This window comes from Acidovorax sp. (assembly GCF_034519795.1).
In the GTDB taxonomy this organism is placed as follows: domain Bacteria; phylum Pseudomonadota; class Gammaproteobacteria; order Burkholderiales; family Burkholderiaceae_C; genus Acidovorax.
This window is the reverse complement of the sequence record NZ_JAXHOB010000005.1, coordinates 1-19,093: the sequence shown is the minus strand read 5'-3', so window position 1 is coordinate 19,093 and position 19,093 is coordinate 1. Positions and strand designations below refer to the sequence as shown.

Genomic DNA, 19,093 nt, shown 5'->3' with positions numbered 1-19,093 from the left:
CTGACCCCATGCGCGGCGCCGACACTTTCACCGAGAGCCTGTTCTCTGTCCGCAAGCTCGACGACTTCGTGCCAGAGTCGCACCCCCTGCGCCCCGTTCGCAAGATGGTCAACACCGCCTTGGCCAAGATGGATGCCCTGTTCTCGCGCATGTACGAAGCAGACATCAAGGGCGGGCGCCCCAGCATCGCCCCCGAGAAGCTGCTGCGCGCCATGCTGCTGCAGGTGCTGTACAGCGTGCGCTCGGAGCGCCAGTTGATGGAGCAGGTGCAGTACAACCTCTTGTTTCGCTGGTTCATCGGCCTGTCCATGGACGATGAGGTCTGGGTGCCCAGCGTGTTCACCAAGAACCGCGAGCGGCTGATCGAACACGACGCCGTGATTGAGTTCTTCAACGAAGTGCTCAAGATCGCCGACAAGAAGCACTGGCTCTCGGGCGAGCACTTCAGCGTGGACGGCACGCTCATCCAGGCCTGGGCGGGCCACAAGAGCTTTGTGCGCAAGGACGACGATGACGCGGGCGGCGGTGGAGATGGTGACCCTGGTGCAGATGCCAATGGCAATGGCGGCAACTTCAAGGGCCAGCGGCGCAGCAACGACACCCATGAATCCACAACGGACGCCGATGCCCGGCTGTACCGCAAAGGCAAAACCGCCAGCGAGCTGCGCTACATGGGCCACACCCTGAACGACAACCGCCACGGCCTGGTGGCCAATGCAGTGGTCACGCTGGCCGATGGCTACGCAGAGCGCGAAGCGGCCAAGGCCATGGTCAACGACGCCCGACAGGCGCAGGCCGATCCCACGCGAACCATCACGCTGGGAGCGGACAAAGGCTATGACGCACGCGAATTCATTGAGGCCTGCCAGGCCATGAACGTCATTCCCCATGTGGCGCAAAACAAGTCAGGCAGAAACTCGGCTGTGCCCGATGCGATTGCGCAAAGCGAAGGCTACGCGGTATCGCAGCAAAAGAGAAAGCTCATCGAGCAAGGCTTTGGCTGGGCCAAGACCGTGGGCGGCATGAGGCAGGTGATGGTGCGAGGCCTTGAGCGCGTGGACCAGATGTTCGTGCTGACGATGGCGGGATACAACCTGGTGCGCATGCGCACTTTGGAGCAATTGGGACAGGTGCGTCTGCAGGGGGCGTATTGAGGGCAAATGGACGCCGAAGTGGCTCAAATCAAGCGCCAAAGAGCCCGATAGACCCCTTCAATCTCGGGATGTGAAAACAAGAGAGCCCGCATGCGCCAGCGGGGCGGGACGTGCTTGGAATCTGGGGAGTATTTCTTCAGCCTGCTAGGCCGCTTGACGTATCAGCAAGCCGCTACCGCAAAGGACCTGGATCCCCATGCCAATGCAGGCAGTTGGCTCTTGGAGCGCCGCTCTGGAACGCGCCATCGAACTCGCAGGCTTCTTTGCCGTGCACGGCATCTGGTGCGTGGCCGAGGGCGAGGCCCTGACCCCCATGCTGGCCCAGGAATCGGCGGCCTATGGGCGCAACATGCTGCGCTTTGCGGCCGACCAGCTGGAAGATGGCGTAGCCCAGGCGCAGGAGTACCTGGACCAGAACCCGGGCCAGGCCGAGCGTGCGGCAAGGGCGTGTCATCGCCCATTTCACCCCCGCGAAAGCCTGCAGCGCGGTGCAGTGCAAGGCGCCCTGAGTGCCGCGTAGCACCGCTACGCAAGCGAAGGGCAACGCCGCAATGCGCCGCGCTGTAGGCTTTCCCTTCGGGCTGGCCCCGGCATGCGGCGCCTGCTTTGTCGCTCGGCTTGCCCATAGTCCACTATGGGCTGCGCCGCGCTTCGCGCATCCATCAGCATGCCGGGGCCAGCGCGGGGGCGAAATGGGTGATGACACGCCCTGTACGACGGTTTCATCACCCTGCCCTCGGGCCGCACGGATGCGTTGATCGTGCTGGTGCGCTCGTACGCCCGGCCGCCCACCACGCTCACCATGGCGGTGCCCTACCGCAACGCGCAATCACCCAGTGGCTTTGCCGTGCACCGGCCCAAGTTCATGGGCTGGCAGGGGCCGGGCACGGCCGACTACCAGTTGCTGGGCGATGCGTTCTTTCGCGGGGTCGAGTCGCATGAAGCGGCGGCGCCGGTATGGGCGCAGCACAACGATGATTCGATCTGAGGCGGCACGGTGCCGCGCGTGGGGCGCTACGCCCGGTGGGGCGGGTGCCGCTGGATGATGAAACCCCGCGCCTGCACAGGCCTGGTGAGTTCGGCCCGCTGCAGGTGGCCATGCGCCGGGTCTTCGCGCAGCCCCGCGAACTTGGTCCGGTTGCGCGCAAAAGTGGAAAAACAACCACCAGTGCATTCATGCAGGGGCATTCCGCTGTTCTCCCGGGGTTGAAATGCTCTGCCCGAGCCGGCCGCGCACTCGGTGGGGCGCCCCGGCGTGTGCTTCGGGGCACACGCCGGGGCCGATGGTGGGCTGTGAATGGGGAGCATGCAAGCGGGTATGTAGTATCTTCGACGCCCTGCGCATGCGCACAGCCCAGCGGCCAACCACCACACAGCCCTTTGAACGAAACCGTACCCTTCTCCCTGCCAGCCACCAGCCACCGCAATGGCCACGGCACCACCGCGCCCGCGCTGCTCTCCGTGGTCTGCCCCATGTTCAACGAAGAGGCCACGCTGGACCTCTTTTTTGCGCAGCTGCTGCCGGTGCTGGCGCAGACCGGGCTGGCCTTTGAGATCGTGTGCGTGAACGATGGCAGCCGCGATGGCACGCTGACGCGGCTGCACGCGCTGGGCGGCACGGTGCCGGGCCTGCGGGTGATCGACCTGTCGCGCAACTTCGGCAAGGAGGCGGCGCTGACCGCAGGCATCGACCATGCGCTGGGTGCGGCGGTGGTGCCGATCGATGCGGACCTGCAGGACCCACCCGAGCTGATCCTGGAGATGGTGCGGCTGTGGCAGCAGGGTTTTGACGTGGTGCTGGCGCAGCGCACCGACCGCAGCGCCGACCATGTGCTCAAGCGCAAGACTTCGGAGTGGTTCTACCGGCTGCACAACCGCATTTCCGACTCGCAGATACCGCCGAATGTGGGCGATTTCCGGCTGATGGATCGCCAGGTGGTGGATGCGCTCAAGCGCCTGCCCGAGCGGCGCCGCTTCATGAAGGGGCTGTTTGCCTGGGTGGGGTTTCGCCAGGCGACGATTCCCTACACCCGGCCGGTGCGCGCGGCCGGCAACACCAAATTCTCGGGCTGGGGCCTGTGGAACCTGGCGGTGGAGGGGGTGACCTCGTTCTCGACCGTGCCGCTGCGCATCTGGACCTACCTGGGCCTGGCGGTGGCGCTGCTGGCGTTTGCCTATGGCCTGGTCATCGTGGGCCAGGTGCTGCTGTTCGGGCGCGATGCGCCGGGCTATGCCTCGCTGATCACGGTGGTGCTGTTCCTGGGCGGGCTGCAGCTGATCGGGCTGGGCGTGCTGGGCGAGTACCTGGGCCGGGTGTACATGGAGTCCAAGGGGCGCCCGGTCTACATCGTGCGCGAGGCAGCCGAAGGCGATGCCCCTGCGCAGCGCGATGCCCGCTGAGCGGCGCCGTGCCCTCTTTCCGTCTTTTTTCATGAACACTTCTCGGTCCTTGATCGGATTCGCGCTGATCGGCGTGCTGTCCACCCTCACGCACGTGTGCGTTGCCACCCTGTGCATCGAACTGCTGGGCGCGCGGCCGCCTGTGGCCAACGTGGCGGCGTTCGCCGTGGCCACCCTGTTCTCGTACACGGCCAACACGCTGCTGAGCTTTGGCCAGCGGCTGAGCGCGGCCACCGCCTGGCGCTTTGGCCTGGTGGCGGGCGCGGGCGGCGTGGTCAGCACCTGCATCACCTGGGTGGTGGAGCAGGCCGGCGGCCACTATGCGCTGGGCATTGCGCTGGTGGTCACGGTGATCCCGGCCTTCAGCTACCTGGGCCACCGGTTTTTCACCTACCGCCTGCGCTAGTCCCGTGAGCCCCATATCTCCATCTCAAGCATCTGGCTGGCGCCAGAACCTGATCGCCCTGTGCCTGCTGGCCCTGCTGGTCTTGGTGCTGCATGGCAGTGCTGTGCACGCCTACTGGCGCTGGGACGACGGCACGCACCTCTTCAACAGCACGCAGTACACGCCCTGGTCGGTGTTCCTGAACCCCGAGGTGACGCGCGCCGTATCGGGCAACCAGTTCGCGCCCTGGAACCTGTTCGTCTACCAGGTCAACAGCGCCCTGTTCGGCATGGACCCGCGGGGGTTCTACCTGCACCACCTGCTGTCGCTGGCTGCGGCGGCCTTCGCGCTGTATGTGCTGATGCGCCAGTGGTTCGCACCCTGGCGGGCGCTGCTGGCCCCGGCGCTGCTCGTGGTGGGCGCGCCGGCCTTCCACATGGCGCAGCAGCTGATGGTGGGGCATTACCTGGACGGCTTCACCTTTGCCTGCCTGGCCCTGTGGGCCCAGCTGCGTGCCGTGGAGCGCAGGCAATGGCGCTGGGCCTGGCTGGCGGCCGGGCTCTACCTGCTGTCCACGCTGTGCAAGGAGGTCTATGTGCCGTGGATCGCGCTGGCGCTGTTCATGCCACTGGGCGCAGCGGCGGCGCCCATGCCATGGGTGCAGCGCTGGCGCTACGCCCTGCCCGCCCTGGCCGTCGCGCTGGGCTACGCCGCCATGCGCGTGCTGGTGTTCTCCGGCGCGGGGGGGTACCAGCCCGGCACGCTGACAGGCTGGCACGATGTGCCCGGTGTGCTCGGTGCGATGGCCCTGATGCTGAGGCACGGGCTGTTGGGCTCTGGCGCCCTGGGGCTGCTGGCCACGGCCCTGTGCCTGGTGTGCATTGGCGTCAGACTGGCTGCGCAGGCGCCGCAGGCGCGCCTGAGGGCCCTGGCGGCTTTGGGTGCGGCCATCATGGTGGTGGTCTTTCCCCTCCTGTTCGTGGCGCGACCGGGCCTGGAGTGGCAGCTTCACGCCCGGTTGCTGTGGGTGCCCTGGGCCGCGCTGTGCGTGCTGTGGTGCCTGCCCTGGCCGCCGCGCCTGGCGCGCTGGCATGCGCTGGCGCTGCTGGTTTTTGTGGTGGCGGCGGGCCAGCAGGCCTGGGTGCAGCGCCAGCATGACCGGCCCATCGAGGCGATGTTCGATGCGCACTACGGCTTTGCCCTGCAGCCCCCGCCCGGCCAGGTGCTGCTGCCCATCCAGTTCAATACCCCCGGCTATGTGGCGGCGGTGACCATGAGCGCCCACGCCGCGCGCCAGCGCATGGAGCCCGGGCGGGCGCATGCCCAGCCCGCTCTGCTGCGCCAGTGGCCGGCGGATGCGGGCGAGCGCGCGCGCATCCGCGTCTGGCAGGCCAGTTGCCTGTGCCTTGTGCCGCTGGACACGCTGGCCCCGGCCCTGCAGCAGGCCGCACTGCACGCACAACTGGACGACCAGGCCATCGCGGCACCGCTGCGCCAGCCCCTGCCCTATATCGCCAACGCCTGGGGCGGCGCCATCGACGCCATCACCACCGAGGGCGGCGTGCTGCACGTGAGGGGCTGGACGCCGACGCTGGGCGCCGGCAGACAACTGTTCCTCACCGGGTTTGCCGGCGTACCGCCTGTGACCATCGAGAGCGTGCAGCGGCCCGACGTGGCCAGCGCGCACCACCGTGCCGACATGCTGAACTCGGGGTTCCACGCCACGCTGCGCTTTGCCAGCCCGGAGGCCGCCCAGGCCGCCGCCGCCAACCTGTGCGCGGTGGTTGCCGGCCAGTTGCCGGGGCAGGAGCACCAGTTTCTGCTGCTGCCCATCGAAGGCGGCACGCGCTGCCAGAACGCGCTGATGCCCGCCAGCACACGGCCCCTGTGATGCAGCGTATGAGAACCCGCACCCTACCCGCCTGGGCAGCCGATCTGGCCGTGCTGGGCGCGCTGTGCCTGCTGGCGTTTGCACTGCATGGCAGCGCCCTGCAAGGCTCCTGGCGCTGGGACGATGGCCAGCACCTGTTCTACCTGGGCCTGTACAGCCCCTGGTCGGTGTTCATGGACCCGCAGGTGACGCGCGCCGTCTCGGGCAACCAGTTCGCGCCCTGGAACCTGTTCATCTACCAGGTCAACCACGCCCTCTTCGGCCTGGAGCCCTTTGGCTACTACCTGCACCACCTGCTGTCGCTGGCGGGCGCGGCGTTCGCGCTGTACCTGCTGCTGCGCCACTGGCTTGGGCGCTGGCAGGCGCTGCTGCCCGCGGCGCTGCTGCTGATGGGCGCCCCGGCCGTGCACATGGCCCAGCAGCTGATGTCGGGGCACTACGTGAACGGCATGCTGTTCGCCTGCCTGGGCCTGTGGGCCTATGTGCATGCCGTGCGAAAGGCGCAGTGGCGCTGGGCGTTGCTAGCAGCAGCGTTCTACCTGCTGTCGACCCTGTGCAAGGAGGTCTATGTGCCGTGGATCGCCTTGTACCTGCTGCTGCCGCTGCCTGCGGGCGCGCCGCGCGGCCTGGCGCGCTGGCGCTTTGCGGCCCCGGCCCTGGCCGTGGCGCTGGGGTATGCGGCGCTGCGCATCGCCGTGTTTGCGGGTGTGGGCGGCTACCACCAGCACGCCCTGAACAGCTGGAGCGCCGTGCTGGCCTTTGCTGCCGAGCTGGCGCGCGTGCTGACCGATGGCCTGTTGGGCGCCAACCTGCTGGGCGTGGCAGCCGCTGTGCTGTGCCTGGCCTGCGCCGTGGCGGGCGTGCTGGCGCAGCCCGCTGCGGACCGATCGCGCATGCTGGTGGGCCTGGGCGCCGCCGCCGTGGTGGTGGTGTTTCCGCTGCTGTTCGCGGTGCAGGCCTATGCGGACTGGATGGCCTACACGCGCTTTCTGTGGGTGCCCTGGGCCGCCGCCTGCGTGCTGTGGTGCCTGAAGTGGCCTGCGCGCCTGGCACGCTGGAAGCTGGCGGCCCTGCTCGTCTTCGTGGCGGCGGCGGCGCAGCAGTCGCTGGCCCAGCGCGCGCATGATCGCCCCATCGACGCCATGTTCGAGGCGCACTACGCCTTCGCCATGCAGCCGCCCGAGGGGCAGATCCTGGCGCCGTTCGAGTTCTTCTCGCCCATCTCCATGACCTCGATGATCATGAACGCGCACGCGGCGCAGTGGATCCTCGCGCCGGGCCAGCCCCATGCCCGGCCGACCCTGCTGCGCACGCCACCGGCCGATGCCGCCGAGCGCACGCGCATCCAGGTGTGGAGCGAGGCGTGCCTGTGCCTGGTGCCGCTCGCCAGCCTGCCGCCAGGGCAGCAGGACGATGCCATCCGGTCCCAGCTGGCCAACGCCGGCGCCGTCATGCCGCTGGGCAAGACCCTGCCGCGCGTGGCCCATGGCTACGCCGGGTCCATCGACGCGGTGGCCGTGATCGGCCGGCAGCTGCTGGTGACGGGCTGGACCCCGACCATCGGGCCGGGCCGCAAGATCGTATTCACGGGTTTTGCGCCCGAGGCCCAGGCCCGCCTGGAAGAACTGGTCAGCACCGAGCGCCCCGACATCGTGCAGGCCTACCAGCGGCCCGACATGCTGCACGCGGGCTTTCGCGCCACGCTGGGCTTTGCCGACGAAGCCAGCGCCCGGGCGGCCAGCGAGGCGCTGTGCGCCCTGGTCACCGGCCACCTGCCGGGCCAGGAGCACCAGTTTTTGCTGCTGCCGGTGCAGGGCCAGAAGCGCTGTGGCAATGTGCTGATACCTGCGCCGAGCACGATGGAGAAAGAGCAAGGCTGAGTTGCCCTGCTCCGCAGCCGGCGGCACGCCGGCCGATCACTTCTTCAGCAGGCTGCCTGCGCCCAGCAAACGGCACCGACCGGCCGTGCCCCGCCTACCGCCCCTTGGACGACGACGGCTTGCCCGCGAGCGGCGCCTGCTTGCTGCTGGGCGCGCTGCCGAGCTTGCCGCGCGCGGTTTCCAGGGGTGCCGGCAGGCTGCCGCGCGTGGTGGCGATGCCGCCTGCGCGCGCGGGGGCCGGCGCCGGGGGGCGCACTTTGGGGGCGGGCACCACGCGCAGGGAGCCGTCGTCGGCCAGCTTGTCGCGCATGCGGCGCGTCATGGACTGGGTGCTGTTGTCGGGCGCGGTGAAGAGGAACAGCGTGCCGTGCGGGCTGGTCCAGGTGAGCTGGGTGCGCACGGCGCGGCCGTTGGTGATGAGTTCGACCCAGGCGCCCACGACGAATTCGGCATAGGGCTCGGCAGGGGCGGGAGCGGGGGCTGCCGCCGCCGGGGCAGCGCTGTCCACCAGGGCCTGGGCGCTGTCGTCGTAGCCGGCGACCGCCGCCACGGAGTCCATGGGGTCGCGCGAGTCCGGCGCACGGGAAGATTCCTCGGGATCGAGGGTGATCTTGGCGAAGTTGGCGCGCTCGAAGGCGTCCTGGTGCAGGCCCACCAGGCGCTCCAGGAAGGCGCTGGTCTTGGCGGCCGGGTGGTCGATGGTCTGCAGGCCTTCACGCAGCTTGACGAGCAGGCCGGGGATGGCTTCGGACAGGCGGTCGGGCTCGGTGCGGGTGAGTTCGGGCTGGGCGCTCCACAGCAGCACGGGCACCAGGGCCAGGTAGCCGCCGGGGTCGTCCTCGCCGCCCTGGGCTTGCGAGACCTGGGCCAGGGCCACCACTTCGGCCCAGGGGCCGGCGGCGAAGTCGAGCACGTCGGCGGGCACGCGCTCCAGGTCGGGCAGCTTGCGGATGTCGGCGGCGATCTTGCCGGCCAGCATCTCGCGCTGCTCGGCCAGCAGCTGGGCCTTGTCTTTTTCGGCCTGGCGGGCCTTGGCCTTTTGCACCTGCGAGTTCCAGGCGGCCTGCAGGGCCTTGAGCACGGTCTCGAACGGGGTGGCGTCCTTGATCTCGATGCCGGCCAGGTAGCCCACGGATTCGTTGAGCAGGCGGATGAAGCGGGCGAAGCCGGGGGCCTTCTCGTCGGGGAAGGCCAGGCTGCGCTGGGTCATCTCGTCGAGCAGCACGCGCGCAGGGTGCGCCGGCTCGGTGAAGAAGCTCTGGTCGCGGCGCACCAGGTGCTTGAGCGCGGGCTCCAGGTTCTGCACGGCGCGCTGCACCGAGGGCAGCAGCCGCGAATCGCGGGCGATGTTCTCCATCATGCGGCCCACCACCTCGGCGGCCATGGCCGGCGGGTCGTGCGGGGCCACCACGGGCACGGTGTAGATCTGCTGGTAGGGCATGCCAGGCACCGTGTACAGGTGCTGGGGTGCCGTGCCAGGCGTGGTGGGTGCCCAGCCGCCCTGGGGTACCGGGTGCGCCACTTGTGGCACGGCCTGCGGCACGCCGGCCAGGCGGCCCACCAGGCGTTCGAGCTGGGCCATGTCTTCCATGGCCTCGGCCACCGCATTGCCGGGGTGGTAGGCACCGCCCAGGCCCGAATGCATGCTGCCCGGACCGCTGGCACCACCCCCGGCCCAGGCCGATTGCATGGCGGCGGGCTGCGAAGGCACGCCGCCGCCCATGCCGCCACCCACGGCGCCATAGGAGCGCGGATCGAACGGATCGCCACCGGCCAGCATCTGGCGCAGGATGCCCACGGTGAGCAGCGCCTCTTCGGCAGCAGCGGCCTGGGGCGACATCATGGGTACCTGGGCCTCGCCGCTCCAGTTGTTGTTGGGGTCGCCGTTCCAGTGGTTGCCAGCGCCACCGCCGCCATAGCCACCGCGGCCGTAGCCGGTGTTGCCATAGCCGGTATTGCCGTAGCCCGGGCTGCCATAGCCGCTGGGGCCGGCCATGGGGCCGCCGTGGCTGTGGCCCACGTAGCCACCGCCACCGCCGCCTTGCAGGCCGCCGTAGCCCGTGCGGGCGCCGGGCGCACCGACGACGGCGTAGCCCACGGGCTCCACGCCGTTGTCGCGCAGGCTTTTGACCATGGTCTTGTATTCGTCGACCAGCAGCTTGCCCAGCAGGTCGCGCATGTGCTGCATCCACAGCCCGCGCACCTCGGCGTTCACGCCGGTCTCGCCCACCACCTGCTGCAGGGCCCGGATGTAGCTTTCTGGCCGCAACGGATTGCGCTCGGGCTGCACGCTGCGCAGGCCCTGGGCGGAGCTGACCAGGGTATTGAGCTCGGCCAGCACCGCTTCGGTGGCATGCGCGGCCAGTTGCTGGGCACGCGCCAGCTCCACCTGGTTTTGCACCTCGCTCTCGTCCATGAGCGAGAGCTCGCCGAAATCCAGGGGCGAATCGTCTGCGGAACGGGCTTTGCCGACGGCGGCGGGCGGCCCTTCGGCAAAGATCTCGAGCAGGGCCATCGAGTAGCCCTTGACCAGCGCTGCCTCGTGCTGGCCCAGCAGGCGCAGGCTGTCGCTGGCCAGGTTGCGCTGCTGGATGTTGCGCACCGTGCTCTCTTCGGCGGTCAGCGCGTTGCGGGTGACCGCCACCAGCTTTTCCATGAGCGCCTCGCCCCCGCGCACTGCATTGACGACACAGGCACGGAAAACGGTTTTCGAAGAAGGCGCTGCCTGGGACATGGTGGGAAGGGGGATAGGAAAAAGGTTTCCAGCTGCAATGCTACTTGACCTGAGGGGCATCTGCACAATTCCCTGCTGGTCGGTGGCGCTGCGGACACGGGCGGCAGCTTGCGTCTTTACATACCATTCTCAGCCACGCTCCAATCGCAGAACAAGCGGCGGGAGGCTGCGGAAGCCCTTCCCCAGCGCCAGCCCTGAGCAATGCCGCCGAAACCTGCGCGCCCGATGCCGGCGCCCCGTGCAGGGGCCGCCGCCTCTGGCGGTGGCACCGTGGCGCGCAGCGCCTCAGGGGGAGCTTACTTCAACGCCTTGAAGCGCATGCGCTTGGGCTTGGCACCCTCTTCGCCCAGGCGCTTCTTCTTGTCGGCCTCGTACTCCTGGTAGTTGCCGTCGAAGAAGGTCCACTGGCTGTCGCCCTCGCAGGCCAGGATGTGGGTGGCGATGCGGTCCAGGAACCAGCGGTCATGGCTGATGACCATGATGGTGCCGGCAAACTCGAGCAGCGCGTCTTCCAGTGCACGCAGGGTTTCCACGTCCAGATCGTTCGAGGGTTCATCGAGCATCAGCACGTTGCCGCCCGCGATCAGGGTCTTGGCCAGGTGCAGACGGCCGCGCTCACCGCCCGACAGCATGCCGACCTTCTTTTGCTGGTCGCCGCCGTTGAAGTTGAAACGGCCGCAATAGGCACGGCTGGCCATCTGGAACTTGCCGACGTTCAGGATATCGAGGCCGCCGGAGACGTCTTCCCACACGGTCTTGTCGTCCGACAGGTCGTCACGCGTCTGGTCCACGAAGGCCATCTTCACGGTCGAGCCGATCTTGACGGTGCCGCTGTCGGGCTCCTGCTTGCCGGCGATCATGCGGAACAGCGTGGATTTACCCGCGCCGTTGGGGCCGATGATGCCGACGATGGCGCCCGCGGGCACCTTGAAGCTCAGGTTGTCGATGAGCACGCGGTCGCCAAAGGACTTGGTGACGTTTTCGAATTCGATCACTTCATGGCCCAGGCGGTCGGCCACGGGGATGAAGATTTCGTTGGTTTCGTTGCGTTTTTGGTACTCGAAGTCCGACAGTTCCTCGAAGCGGGCCAGGCGGGCCTTGCTCTTGGCCTGGCGCGCCTTGGGGTTCTGGCGCGACCATTCCAGCTCCTTCTTCAGGGCCTTGGCGCGCGATTCCTCGCCCTTTTGCTCCTGCTCCAGGCGGGCCTGCTTCTGGGTCAGCCAGTCGCTGTAGTTGCCCTTGTAAGGGATGCCCGAGCCCCGGTCCAGCTCCAGAATCCACTCGGCCGCGTTATCGAGGAAGTAGCGGTCGTGGGTGATGGCCACCACGGTGCCCGAGTAGCGCTGCAGGAACTGCTCCAGCCAGTCCACCGATTCGGCGTCCAAGTGGTTGGTGGGTTCGTCGAGCAGCAGCATGTCGGGCTTGGACAGCAGCAGGCGGCACAGGGCCACGCGGCGCTTTTCACCGCCGGAGAGCAGGCCCACCTTGGCGTCCCATGGGGGCAGGCGCAGGGCGTCGGCGGCGATCTCGAGCTGGTGCTCGGAATCGGTGCCAGCGGTGGCGATGATGGCTTCAAGCTCGGCCTGCTCGGCGGCCAGGGCGTCGAAATCGGCGTTTTCATCGCCGTAGGCGGTGTACACCTCTTCCAGGCGGGCCTTGGCGGTCATCACCCGGCCCATGGCGGCTTCCACGCTCTCGCGCACCGTCTGGTCGGGGTCGAGCTGGGGTTCCTGGGGCAGGTAGCCGATGTTCAGACCGGCCATGGGGATGGCCTCGCCCTCGATCTCCTTGTCCACGCCGGCCATGATCTTGAGCAGGGTGGACTTGCCCGAGCCGTTCGTACCCAGCACGCCGATCTTGGCACCCGGGAAGAAGCTCAGGGAGATGTCTTTGAGGATCTGGCGCTTGGGCGGCACGATCTTGCCGACGCGGTTCATGGAAAATACGTATTGGGCCATTTGCTTGAGTCTTGTACCTGCGAAATTGGGCAGAAGAATTCTGCGTTCAAGGCATGATTATCAGGCCATGCGACAATACACACCGTGACGGGCTCCAGTTGCCCGCCACATCAGCACACCGCTGGGGACGAAAGAGGCATTCCAACCTCTGGGCTCCCACCCTTGAACCTCGTCGGCTTGAGACTGGCTCGGCAACCCCCCGGTTGTACGACAGGCCGATACCCAGCGCCCGGATGGGCGCATTCAACGACATGACATTTGACGAACTGAACCTGGCTCCTGCCATCCTGAAGGCCGTGCACGAAACGGGCTACGAGACCCCCACGCCCATTCAGGCCCAGGCCATTCCCGCCGTTCTCGCAGGCCACGACCTGCTGGCCGGCGCGCAGACTGGCACCGGCAAGACCGCCGCGTTCACCCTGCCCCTGCTGCACCGCCTTTCGCAAAGCGCTGCACCCAAGAACAAGTTTGGCGGCAAGGGCATCCGCGCCCTGGTGCTGACCCCCACCCGTGAGCTCGCCGCCCAGGTGGAAGAGTCCGTACGCGAATACGGCAAATACCTCGATATCAACTCCACCGTCGTCTTCGGCGGCGTGGGCATGAACCCGCAGATCGACCGCATCAAGCGCGGCGTGGACATTCTGGTGGCCACCCCCGGCCGCCTGCTGGACCTGCAGCAACAGGGCTTCCTGGACCTGTCGACGGTGCAGGTGCTGGTGCTCGACGAAGCCGACCGCATGCTGGACATGGGCTTCATCCACGACGTGAAGAAGGTGCTGGCCCTGGTGCCGCGCGAAAAGCAGAGCCTGCTGTTCTCGGCCACCTTCAGCGACGAGATCCGCGACCTGGCCAACACCCTGCTCAAGAACCCCCAGAGCATCCAGGTCACGCCGAGCAACACCACGGTGCAGCGCATCACCCAGGTGATCCACCCCGTGGGCCGTGGCAAGAAGAAGCAAGTGCTGCTGCACATCATCCAGCAGCACAACTGGAGCCAGGTGCTGGTGTTCACCCGCACCAAGTTCGGCGCCAACAACGTGGCCGAGTTCCTCACCAAGAACGGCGTGAACGCCATGGCCCTGCACGGCAACAAGAGCCAGAGCGCCCGCACGCAGGCCCTGGCCGGCTTCAAGAGCGGTGACATCCGCGCCCTGGTGGCCACCGACATCGCCGCGCGCGGCATCGACATCGATGAGCTGCCGCACGTCGTGAACTACGAAATCCCCAACGTCTCGGAAGACTATGTGCACCGCATCGGCCGCACGGGCCGCGCCGGCAACAGCGGCGAGGCCGTGAGCCTGGTCTGCATGGACGAAGAAGGCTTCATGATGGAGATCGAGCGCTTTACCAAGCAGCAGATCCCCGTGCAGGTCATCGACGGCTTCGGCCCCGAGCCAGGCGAGAAGGCCGAGCCCATCGCCATGGGCCGCCAGACCATCTGGGGCGGCGCAGGCAAGCCCCCGAGCCGTGACGTGATGCAGGCCGCCGCCAAGGCCGCCCGCAGCGAAATGATGGAACGCATCCGCACCAACAAGGCCGGCCAGGGTGCTGGCGGCGGTGGTGGTGGCGGCGACCGTGGCCCCCGCCCTGCCGGCGGTGGCAATGGTGGTGGTGGCGGCGGCCGTGGTGGCCGCGCCGGTGGCGGTGCTTCGGCTGGCGGCGGCGGTGGCGGCAACGGCCCGCGCGGCGCACGCGCTGGCGGTGGTGGCGGCGGCCAGGGCGGCGGCGCACGCGCCGGTGGCCAGGCCCCGGCACGCAGCCGTTCCGGTGGCGGTGGTGGCGGCGGCGGTGGTTATGAAGGTGGTGGTGGCGGCAACCGCTACGACGACCAGCCACCACGCCCCAATGCCCACCTGGGCACCCACATGGGCCACGCCAATCCAGGCCATCGCAGCTCCGGCCATGCCGGCGGCGGCGCAGGTGGCCAGCCTGATCCGATGCGTACCAGCGTGGACAGCATGGGCGGCGGCGGTCGCCGTGGCGGTGGTGGTGGTTATCGTGGCGGCAACGGCGGAGGTGGCGGCTATGGCGGAGGCGGCACGGGTGGTTCTGGTGGCCGGGGCAACGGGTCTCGTGGGCCAGGCGGTTCTCGCGGCTCTTTTGGCAGGTGAAGAACACCCCCTGAGTCGCTTCGCGCCTTCCCCCTCTCTCGACTCGTTGCACGAGTCGGGAGGGGGACGCTCCCAGCGCGGCGGGGCGGCCCTTGCGCGGGAGCACTCGCCTCGGCCGCGCCAGTCCCAAGGATTGGGGGCGGACTCCAACGGCGGGGATCAATCCCCCATGGCAGCGCCCGGCAACGGCGCGCTGCCACCCGAGGTGCATGCCCTGCATGCCCTCGGCCGGCGCAGGCCGGACATTTCACATCCACGGCTGCACCTGCACGCCGTGGATTTCGCCGTTCTGGGCGCCAAGCCCGTGGTGCCTGCCCTGCCGCACGTGGATGATGTCTACATCACGCTGGGCACCACCATCAAGGCCGCTGGCAGCCAGCAGGCCTTTCGCGCCGTGGACCTGGATGCGGTGATCGCCACGGCGCGCACGGCCCTCGCAGCCGGTGCCACCCGCTGCGGCGTGGTCACGGCCATGGGCGCCGATGCCCACTCCCGCATCTTCTACAACCGCGTCAAGGGCGAGGTCGAGCAGGTGCTCAAGAGCCTGGGCTTTGCCACGCTGGTGATCGCGCGCCCTTCCCTGCTGCTGGGCGAACGCGAGGCCCTGGGCCAGGCGCCGCGCGCCGCCGAATCCCTCTCCATCCAGGCCTTCAAGCTGCTCGACCCGATCATCCCCGCCAACTACCGCGCCCGGCCGGGCGCCGACGTGGCGCGGGCGCTGGTGCGGGCCGTGCAGGCGGGGCCAACCGAGGGGGTGCCGCAGGTGCAGGTGTTGATGGGGCGGGCGCTGGAATAGCCGTCGCTTTGACGAGCCGGCTTTTGGTAGCTACCATTGATAATCACCATCTGAAGGGGCCCCTCCATGGACACCGCACGCCTTTTCCAGTCAGGCCGCAGCCAGGCCGTCCGGCTGCCCAAGGAATACCGCTTTTCCGGCACCGAGGTTGTCGTCAAGCACTTTGGCAACGGCGTGCTGCTGCTGCCGGTCGAGGCCCCGTGGCAAACGCTGGAGCAAGGGCTGGCGGCTTTCGAGCCAGGCTTTGTGCTGGAGCGCCAGCAGCCTGACGACCAGATGCGCGCAGAGATCACCCCATGATCCTGCTGGACACCAACATCTGCATCTACCTCATCAATGCCAGGCCGCCTGCGGTGCTGGAGCGCTTTCGCCAATACCGGCTCGGCGACATCGGGCTGTGCAGCGTGGTGGCGGCAGAACTGGCGTATGGCGTCGCCAAAAGCGGCTCGGCACGCAACCGCCAGGCGCTGGAGATGTTCCTGGCCCCGCTCACGATCCTGCCGTTCGACGAGGCAGCGCTGTGGGCCTATGGCGACCTGCGCGCCGATCTGGAGCGCCGTGGCACGCCCATTGGCTCGCTCGACACCATGATCGCCGCCCATGCCCTGAGCCAACAGGCTCTGCTGGTCACCAACAACAGCCGCGAATTTGCCAAGGTGCCCGGCCTGCAGTTGGACAACTGGGTTCCCGTGGCCTGATACGGATTTGCCCTCAACCGACCCGCCCTACTTCTTGCCAGCCAGCGACGCGCGCACCGCATCCGTCCTGGCCACCACCGTGTCTGCGCAGGCTGCGATGCGCTCCACATCGCAGGTGGCCAGTTGCCGGTCGATCAGGGTGTCCTTGCCGGTGGAAACCCAGCTTGCTGAATAGACGATGGAGCCCGCGTCCTGCGCCGACATGGTGGCGATGCGCACGGTGAGCTGCGCCTTGGACGCGGGCTCCTTGTAGCGCATGGAGCTGCTCTTGCGAATGCCCTCGGTCACCAGGGCGCCGAGGCGCGCGGCCTGCGGGCCATCGGCCTCGGCCACGACGGCGACGTCGCGCACGGCTGCAGCCGTTTGTGCATGCGCCTGCGGCAGCAGGCCGGCCACGGTGGCGATGGCCGCAGCAGCGGCCCTGGCGATGGTGGTTCGGTTGTGGTTCTGGGCCATGGTGTTCTTCTCCCTCGGGTTATTGGCTTGTTCTGCAATGCGCCATGGCAACGCGCGGTACGCGGCGCTGGCTTTCCATGGACATCGAGGCCGAGAATAGGCGCGCGCCCCGCCCAAAAATGCAAGCCTTCGTAACATCCGGGCCGCGCGGCACAAAAAGCAACAAGGCCATGCAAGCGCTGCATGGCGGCCTGTGCCGCAAGGCATGACGGCGGGCAGCCCCGCTGCGGCGTATGTGCAGGGGCCCCGAAGGTTCGCACCGAACCGGCCTTTGGAAAAACTTCACTCCCACCTCATAGGGATGGCGACACGGCACGCAACAATCGTGCACCATCCACGGGACCTTCACAGCCTCGCAGCCATGCCAGCACGACCCCGCCCCTTTCTTGCCCGTTTCACCCAGGCCGTGCTGGCCGGATCGGCCGTGGCGCTGCTGGTGCCCTTGCTGGCCGTGGTGATCGAGTTCGCCTCGCTGCCCTTGCTGCGGCCCGACGGCACGCCCGACGACGGCTACACGCACACGATCACCACGACCCTGATGGCCTGGCCCTTGCTGTACCTGGTGGTGGCGGCAGCCCAGGCAGTGCTGTTCTACCTGCTGGCGCGGCTGCGCCTGCTGCGCTGGCCGGTGGCGACAGGCCTGCCGGCGGCCCTGGTGGGCGCAGGCCTTCTCGCCCTGGGGACCGGTGCCCTGCCCGCCACGGCGGTTGCAGCGTCGTTCGCGGCGGGCGGCCTGGTGGTGTGGAGGATCGCTCTGCCAAAGGCGCACAGAGCAAGCCAGGGCGGTCCGGACCTCGGGCGCCGGCCGGTCTTCAGCCTGCCAGCCGCCCCCGCACCGCGCGCAGCCCGACCAGGAGCCCCCCGCAGACCGCCATGATCGCCACCGAGACCAGGAACGGCGCCCCCGGCAGCGCCCGTGTGCCTGTGGGGGCGTGCTTCATCCCAACAGATCCAGGCAGTCCAGGTCTTCCACCGCATCGGCGATGCGCCCGATCTGGGGCCACCAGACATAGGCCGACATGCCCCGCGCGAACCGGGCGAGGGGCGTGCGCAGGTGCAGCAGCACCGCAAGCCGGTAGTCCTGCTGCAGCGCCTCGCGCGGATAGCCGGACACTCCGCTGGCCACGAGGGCCGCATGGTAGCGGTCGAGCAGCGGCATCTCAAAGCGCGCACGCACGCGGCGGTCCCACTGCACCGCCATCATGTACGAGAGATCCCACACGCCCACGCCCTGGTGCCAGCCGTCCCAATCGATGAGCTTGGCCACCCCAGCCGCGTTGCCGTCGCGTGGCACCATCCAGTTCCAGACGTGGGCGTCGCCATGGACGAGGGTACGGTGTTGGAACTGGTCGGCGCGCTCGACGAGCTCCGCAAACGCGGGGAGAAACCGCGCATACATGTCCCGCGTGCGCTCGTCCAGCGCATCGCCGGCCTGGGCCTGCAGGCGCTGCCAGGCGCCGTCCTGCCAGTCCGATGCGCGCAGGCGGTCCCACAGCGTGGTGCCGCCCGTGCCCGGCGCCTGGCCGAGATCCCGGCCTGCGGCGTGGAAGCGCGCGAGCGCCTCGACGATCTGCCCGTTGCGCTCCAGGGTTGGCGGCAGGGGGGCCTCGCTGGGCCGCATGTGCGACTCCGACAGGTCCTCCATCAGCAGCCAGGTGCGCCCCGTGGGTTCATCCACGCCGCCGGCAAAGAACCGGGGGATGACAGGGCTGCCCAGGTGCGCGGCGATGCCCTCGTAGAACGGCAGCTCCGGCTGGCCGTAGCCGGGGTGCGACACCTTGAGCACGGCGCGCGCCGGGACGCTGGCGACCGGATCGCTCCAGTCCAGCACCACGCCCACCAGGTCGGAGAGGTAGCCCGGGGCATCGATGTCCCTGGGCGTTGCGGACCGCAGGGAGGCGCCCCCCAGCTGCAGGTGCCGCTCGATTTGCGCGGCCAGAAAGGCGGGCGCCAGCAGGCGCGCGAGGATCGATGGGTCCAATGGTTCCTTGGGGTCTGGTGATCGGCGGGTGATTGTCGCCGAACCTCAGCCCGCAGCGGCCAGCGCCGATGCCAGGTCGGCGAGCATCCCGATGAGCGTTTCCGGGCTGACGGGCTTGACCAGGTGGTGGTCGAAGCCCGCCTCCCGCGCCCAGCGCATGTCCTGCTCCTGCCCCCAGCCCCTGATGGCCCACATCTGCTAAAGGCCTGCCGTCGGTCCCGGGCTCAGAGGCTCAGCCATACACGCATCAGTGAAAGTAGCTGGTGGGTGTTCACCGGCTTGGCGATGTAGTCGCTGGCGGCCGGCCTGCAGGCACTTCTCACGGTTGCCCTGCATGGCCTTGGCCGTGAGCGCCAAGATGGACAGCGTGCGAAAGCGCCTGTCCTTGCGGATCTCGCGCAGGGGCTCGCAACCGTCCATCCCTGGTGTGTAGCGGCCACGGCGGTCACTACCTTGACGATGCCGCGCACCTGCTCGAAAACATCGTGTGCCTCCCGCCAGAGCGCGAGATGAGTGTAGCCCTTTGTAAATTCATCGATGCAGAAGAGAACCGGCAGCACAACGCCCTCTGAGGGGCTGTTCGAGCGCCTGGCGCATCACCCATTTGAGTGCTGCCCGAGCGCGGGGAATCTCGCCACAATGGCGCCCA

17 protein-coding genes are annotated in these 19,093 nt (G+C 68.4%); 12 read left to right on the top strand and 5 right to left on the bottom strand.

Annotation, left to right across the window (positions count from 1 at the left end; all coding sequences use genetic code 11):
• The first annotated feature begins 8 nt into the window (after nt 1–8).
• The 7 genes from U5N23_RS05780 (at nt 9) to U5N23_RS05750 (ending at nt 7,710) form a co-directional block, all read left to right on the top strand.
• A complete protein-coding gene (locus U5N23_RS05780) occupies nt 9–1,154 on the top strand; it encodes an IS5 family transposase (RefSeq protein WP_416208577.1) in 1,146 nt (381 codons plus the stop codon).
• A 196-nt stretch (nt 1,155–1,350) separates the two neighbouring features.
• Nucleotides 1,351–1,674 carry a hypothetical protein gene (locus U5N23_RS05775; RefSeq protein WP_322591870.1) on the top strand — a complete coding sequence of 108 codons (324 nt, stop codon included), beginning with the start codon at nt 1,351–1,353 and terminating at the stop codon, nt 1,672–1,674.
• A gap of 240 nt (nt 1,675–1,914) precedes the next feature.
• Nucleotides 1,915–2,142, top strand: a complete 228-nt coding sequence (locus U5N23_RS05770; protein ID WP_322591869.1) for a hypothetical protein — start codon at nt 1,915–1,917, stop codon at nt 2,140–2,142.
• 485 nt (nt 2,143–2,627) lie between these two features.
• Complete coding sequence (locus U5N23_RS05765; protein WP_322591894.1) at nt 2,628–3,554, top strand: glycosyltransferase family 2 protein; 927 nt, start codon at nt 2,628–2,630, stop codon at nt 3,552–3,554.
• A gap of 31 nt (nt 3,555–3,585) precedes the next feature.
• Nucleotides 3,586–3,960 carry a GtrA family protein gene (locus U5N23_RS05760; protein WP_322591868.1) on the top strand — a complete coding sequence of 125 codons (375 nt, stop codon included), beginning with the start codon at nt 3,586–3,588 and terminating at the stop codon, nt 3,958–3,960.
• A gap of 4 nt (nt 3,961–3,964) precedes the next feature.
• Entirely contained in the window at nt 3,965–5,830 is a 1,866-nt protein-coding gene (locus U5N23_RS05755) for a glycosyltransferase family 39 protein (RefSeq protein WP_322591867.1), read from the top strand.
• Nucleotides 5,831–5,838: 8 nt separating this feature from the next.
• The gene (locus U5N23_RS05750; protein ID WP_322591866.1) at nt 5,839–7,710 is read left to right on the top strand and encodes a glycosyltransferase family 39 protein; all 1,872 of its coding nucleotides are present in this window, start codon (nt 5,839–5,841) and stop codon (nt 7,708–7,710) included.
• Between the two features lie 94 nt (nt 7,711–7,804).
• On the opposite strand, the gene U5N23_RS05745 is transcribed toward U5N23_RS05750, so the two are convergent.
• Both U5N23_RS05745 and ettA read right to left on the bottom strand, forming a co-directional pair.
• Complete coding sequence (locus tag U5N23_RS05745) at nt 7,805–10,444, bottom strand: DUF1631 family protein (protein ID WP_322591865.1); 2,640 nt, start codon at nt 10,442–10,444, stop codon at nt 7,805–7,807.
• 296 nt (nt 10,445–10,740) lie between these two features.
• Entirely contained in the window at nt 10,741–12,402 is a 1,662-nt protein-coding gene (gene ettA / locus U5N23_RS05740) for an energy-dependent translational throttle protein EttA (protein WP_322591864.1), read from the bottom strand.
• Nucleotides 12,403–12,653: 251 nt separating this feature from the next.
• On the opposite strand from ettA, the gene U5N23_RS05735 reads away from it, so the two are divergent.
• The 4 genes from U5N23_RS05735 to vapC all read left to right on the top strand — a co-directional run bounded on the left by U5N23_RS05735 (nt 12,654) and on the right by vapC (nt 16,007).
• Nucleotides 12,654–14,513: a DEAD/DEAH box helicase gene (locus U5N23_RS05735; RefSeq protein ID WP_322591863.1), complete on the top strand. Its 1,860-nt coding sequence runs from the start codon at nt 12,654–12,656 to the stop codon at nt 14,511–14,513.
• 169 nt (nt 14,514–14,682) lie between these two features.
• Nucleotides 14,683–15,309, top strand: coding sequence for a nucleoside-diphosphate sugar epimerase (locus U5N23_RS05730; RefSeq protein ID WP_322591862.1), 627 nt, complete (start codon nt 14,683–14,685; stop codon nt 15,307–15,309).
• A 66-nt stretch (nt 15,310–15,375) separates the two neighbouring features.
• Nucleotides 15,376–15,609 carry a type II toxin-antitoxin system VapB family antitoxin gene (locus tag U5N23_RS05725; protein ID WP_322591861.1) on the top strand — a complete coding sequence of 78 codons (234 nt, stop codon included), beginning with the start codon at nt 15,376–15,378 and terminating at the stop codon, nt 15,607–15,609.
• A complete protein-coding gene (vapC, locus tag U5N23_RS05720) occupies nt 15,606–16,007 on the top strand; it encodes a type II toxin-antitoxin system tRNA(fMet)-specific endonuclease VapC (protein WP_322591860.1) in 402 nt (133 codons plus the stop codon). The genes U5N23_RS05725 and vapC overlap by 4 nt, the downstream gene beginning before the upstream one ends.
• A gap of 27 nt (nt 16,008–16,034) precedes the next feature.
• On the opposite strand, the gene U5N23_RS05715 is transcribed toward vapC, so the two are convergent.
• Nucleotides 16,035–16,463 (bottom strand): hypothetical protein, encoded by a 429-nt coding sequence (locus tag U5N23_RS05715; RefSeq protein WP_322591859.1) that lies wholly within the window; start codon nt 16,461–16,463, stop codon nt 16,035–16,037.
• Nucleotides 16,464–16,824: 361 nt separating this feature from the next.
• Between U5N23_RS05715 and U5N23_RS05710 the strand changes: the two genes are divergently transcribed.
• Nucleotides 16,825–17,340, top strand: a complete 516-nt coding sequence (locus U5N23_RS05710) for a hypothetical protein (protein ID WP_322591858.1) — start codon at nt 16,825–16,827, stop codon at nt 17,338–17,340.
• A gap of 60 nt (nt 17,341–17,400) precedes the next feature.
• Here the strand turns inward: U5N23_RS05710 and U5N23_RS05705 are convergent, their stop codons facing one another.
• Both U5N23_RS05705 and U5N23_RS05700 read right to left on the bottom strand, forming a co-directional pair.
• The gene (locus U5N23_RS05705) at nt 17,401–18,444 is read right to left on the bottom strand and encodes an aminoglycoside phosphotransferase family protein (protein WP_322591857.1); all 1,044 of its coding nucleotides are present in this window, start codon (nt 18,442–18,444) and stop codon (nt 17,401–17,403) included.
• A gap of 45 nt (nt 18,445–18,489) precedes the next feature.
• Nucleotides 18,490–18,639: a hypothetical protein gene (locus tag U5N23_RS05700; protein ID WP_322591856.1), complete on the bottom strand. Its 150-nt coding sequence runs from the start codon at nt 18,637–18,639 to the stop codon at nt 18,490–18,492.
• Nucleotides 18,640–19,093: the final 454 nt, after the last annotated feature.